Raw genomic sequence first — 3,793 nt, 5'->3', positions numbered from 1 at the left:
GAAGGCTGGGGCCGCTCTCGGTATCGACGGCCACGCCATCAAGAAAGACCTCACGAACTTTAAGGAGTTCATCGAGGCGAAAGGAGCCGACGATATCGGATGGCGCGGAGATGTTCAGGCCTGACGTTGCAAGAGGATCAACGTACGATTCGTGATGGTCCGCACACCGTATACCGCAGTTTAGCCACGTGGGATGACACGACGCTCGAAACGCTTGGCAAGTTACCCGAGACATCCGACAGCATAAAAAAGCGGGGATTGCTGTGTTGCATAGCAATTTACTTATGCGATCGGAAATAATTCTCAGCGTCCGTCGGGTGCGTCAGTTCGTTTGATTCAGCACAATGCCTGCGGATTCCTAAATTAGCCCCACGCGATAGGAGGGGCTTGCCCTGCCGCCGCCTACGTCTCCGTCGTTATCCTCAGCGACCGGACGCTGCAGTGAACGATTCGACAGCCCTGTGAAACTGATTAAAGATCAGATGTCGGCCGGGCGCTTCCACATTGAGGACTTCGAATAGCGATCTGCTCTGGTTGATGTAACCGAGAACTTTTTCGGGTGATTGCTCGGTTGCGTCCAATAGCGTGGTGTATCCCGGCCCTGTTGGGCGTGTTGCACCGATGTGAGGCGGCCACCGCGTGATTCTTGGAAAGACCGATCAAGTCTTTTCCGAAGGAGTACACGCGATGACCGCACCCCATTTTATTGACCCTGCCCGTTTCCTGTCCGAACAACTCGAGCAAGCCTCGCCCGACCTGATGCGGCAGATGCTCACCACGTTCATCAATGCCTTGATGAGTGTCGAAGCGGAAGCCGTCTGCGGCGCAGAATACGGCCAGATTTCTGCCGACCGGGTCAACTCGCGTAACGGGTATCGCCATCGGGACTTCGACACCCGCACCGGCACTCTCAACGTCGCGATCCCGAAGCTACGGCAGGGGTCCTATTTCCCGGACTGGCTCCTCGAGCGGCGCCGCCGCGCCGAGGCCGCCCTGACCAGCGTCGTGGCGACCTGCTACCTGCTCGGGGTGTCCACACGTCGAATGGAGAAACTCGTCGAGTCCCTCGGCATCACTCGCCTCTCCAAGTCGCAGGTGTCGATCATGGCCAAGGACCTCGACGAACAGGTCGAACAGTTCCGCACCCGCCCCCTCGACGCGGGCCCTTACCCGTTTGTGGCCGCCGACGCGTTGGTGCTGAAGGTGCGCGAGGCGGCCGCGTCGCCAACGTCCACGCGCTCCTCGCGACGGGCGTGAACAAGGACGGCCACCGGGAAATCCTGGGCCTGCAGGTCACCAGCGCCGAGGACGGCGCCGGCTGGCTGGGCTTCTTCCGTGATCTGACCGCCCGCGGCCTCACCGGCGTGAAACTGGTCACCAGCGACGCTCACGCTGGCCTCGTGGCCGCGATCGGGGCCACTCTGCCTGGCGCGACCTGGCAGCGCTGCCGCACTCATTACGCCGCGAATCTGATGTCCGCGACCCCGAAGTCCAGCTGGCCATGGGTGAAGACCTTGCTCCACTCGGTCTATGACCAGCCCGACGCGGACGCCGTGCACGCCCAGTTCGACCGGGTCCTCAACGCCCTCGAAGAGAAGCTCCCCGCGGTCGCCACCCACCTCGAGGGAGCCCGGGCAGACGTCCTCGCGTTCACCGGCTTCCCGAAGGAAATCTGGCGTCAGCTCTGGTCCAACAACCCCCAGGAACGTCTCAATCGAGAGATCCGGCGCCGCACCGACGTCGTGGGCATCTCCCCCGACCGTGGCTCCCTGATCCGGCTCGTCGGCGCGGTCCTGGCCGAACAACACGACGAATGGATCGAAGGCCGCCGCTACCTCGGCCTCGACGTCCTCAGCCGCTCACGCCTCACCCTCATCCCCACAGAGAAGGAGGAACCCACAACCGACCTCGGCGCTCTCAGCGCCTAAATATCCAAGAATCACGCGGAAAACGCGTTACACCACGCAATTGGACTTGACCGATTGCTCATCTTGTCGCCGGTCAGCTACCCGCCATTCATGGTCTGAAAGAACACACAATTCGAGGTCTGCTGCCGCGCATGGTTCATGTTGATTATTCGACATTCATCTCCTTCACCGCGGGATGATTGGACGTTCCCCGGCGGGTTTCCTGCTCGGTGCGTTCGTTCCCACCATGATAAAACTCACCGTGGTCTGCGCATCTGTCACAGCAGATCTCGGGAGGATCGACGAAGCCATATGGTCGTAGTAACGCTTCAATGAATGAAGCGTTTCATGGTCAAGTTGCTGTGTGCTGGTAATCGGACTGAGTTCGTCGATTGCTGTGTGGAGGAACGTCACTGCAGCTCGCGGCCTAGCGTATATCACCGTCCAGCCGTTGTAGAGCAGTCCGGACTGCTGCGCACTTTTCACCGGACATTCCGGTACAAGTTGCGTCTATCCGGATTAAGCGGCGACTTGCCGAAGAGACGGACGGTGGCGGCCCGATGGCACGCCGGGGGCTGCCGCCGCACGGATTTGCGTATGACAGAGTCTGGAGGGACACGCTCGGTCCGAGCGATTTATTTCGCAACGGTCAGGTATCTGCCGTGCGTTGCTGCCCATAGTGTTCCCGTCGTCGAGGCTTCGACCCTGTCATGGCGCGTAGCGCCATCGTCGGTCATCGCGAGTACATGTTCTGTGAAAGCGAAAAGCACGGCTTCGTCGTTCGGGCACGTTTGTCGGAATGTCGACGCGGGTGCGGTGGTCCTCGAAGCCGAAGATTGTTCGTACCTGCAGAACGTATTTCTGGCTCTTCGTACTTCACAGCAGCGCGATATTCCGTGCCGCCTTCTGCTCTTGTGTGTAGAGAGCTTGTGGCCGAGTCGCGTTTTCTTGATCCGGTCTGCGCGCTGCCGGTCGCTTCGTAGGAGACGGATACTGGCCGACGATGTCCGGTGTAAGTCTCGCCGTAATTGCGGCGATTAACGCGGTGTACATAGAACGGTGATAGACACAGGTTGTGCACAATCCGCGGGCAGCGCGAGGTTGCCCGGGCACTAAAATTCGTACACCTCCGAAAGTGAAGATGGACCGTTCGTGTTTCACGGTCATGAAAATTAGGGAGTGAAAAAATGAAAGCAGTCGTTTACAAGGGCCCCAATGAGGTCAACGTTGAAGAAGTTCCTGATGCCAAGATCGAACGTCCCACCGATGTTCTGGTGCGCATTACGGCAACAAATATCTGCGGTTCGGATTTGCACATGTATGAGGGACGCACCGATTTTGAGGTGGGCCGCACGTTTGGTCACGAGAACATGGGCGAGGTCATCGAGGTCGGTAACGGCGTCGACAAGGTCAAAGTGGGTGAGCTCGTCGTGTTGCCGTTCAATATTTCCTGTNCTACTGCATGACCACTCAACCAGACCCGGTCGGCGCCGGCGCCGCCTACGGCTTCGCCGGAATGGGTCCGTACCCCGGCGGGCAGGCCCAAATGCTGCGTGTGCCCTACGGCGACAGCAACTGCCTGCGCCTGGGTGATGACGCAGTGGAAAAGCAAAACGATTACGTGATGCTCTCGGACATCTTTCCGACCGGCTACCACGCTACCGAGATGGCCGGCGTGATTCCCGGCGACACGGTCGTGATCTACGGTGCAGGTCCGGTCGGGCTCATGGCGGCCCTGTCTGCCACAATCAAGGGCGCCAGTAAAGTCTGGGTCGTGGACCGACGCCCAGACCGGCTGGCCCTCGCCGAGCAGATCGGCGCGATCGCCGTTGATGACTCAAAGACGGACCCGGTTCAGTTCGTACTGGACCAGACCAAGGGCATCG

General features: G+C 59.8%; 2 protein-coding genes and 1 pseudogene. All 3 read left to right on the top strand.

Features of this window, described 5'->3' with window-relative positions; translation table 11 throughout:
* Nucleotides 1-687 precede the first annotated feature (687 nt).
* Nucleotides 688-1,928 (top strand): annotated as a pseudogene (locus tag CXY75_RS00305) (IS256 family transposase).
* Nucleotides 1,929-3,094: 1,166 nt separating this feature from the next.
* Nucleotides 3,095-3,373 carry an alcohol dehydrogenase catalytic domain-containing protein gene (locus CXY75_RS20190; RefSeq protein WP_233201638.1) on the top strand — a complete coding sequence of 93 codons (279 nt, stop codon included), beginning with the start codon at nt 3,095-3,097 and terminating at the stop codon, nt 3,371-3,373.
* The coding region (locus tag CXY75_RS20185; protein WP_369826619.1) for a zinc-binding dehydrogenase at nt 3,370-3,793 on the top strand (424 nt) is incomplete at its 3' end. The genes CXY75_RS20190 and CXY75_RS20185, both read left to right, overlap by 4 nt.

This window comes from Cryobacterium sp. Y11 (assembly GCF_002929535.1).
Classification (GTDB): Bacteria; Actinomycetota; Actinomycetes; order Actinomycetales; family Microbacteriaceae; genus Cryobacterium.
Note: the sequence above shows the minus strand (reverse complement) of the source record. Positions and strands in the feature narration are given on the sequence as shown.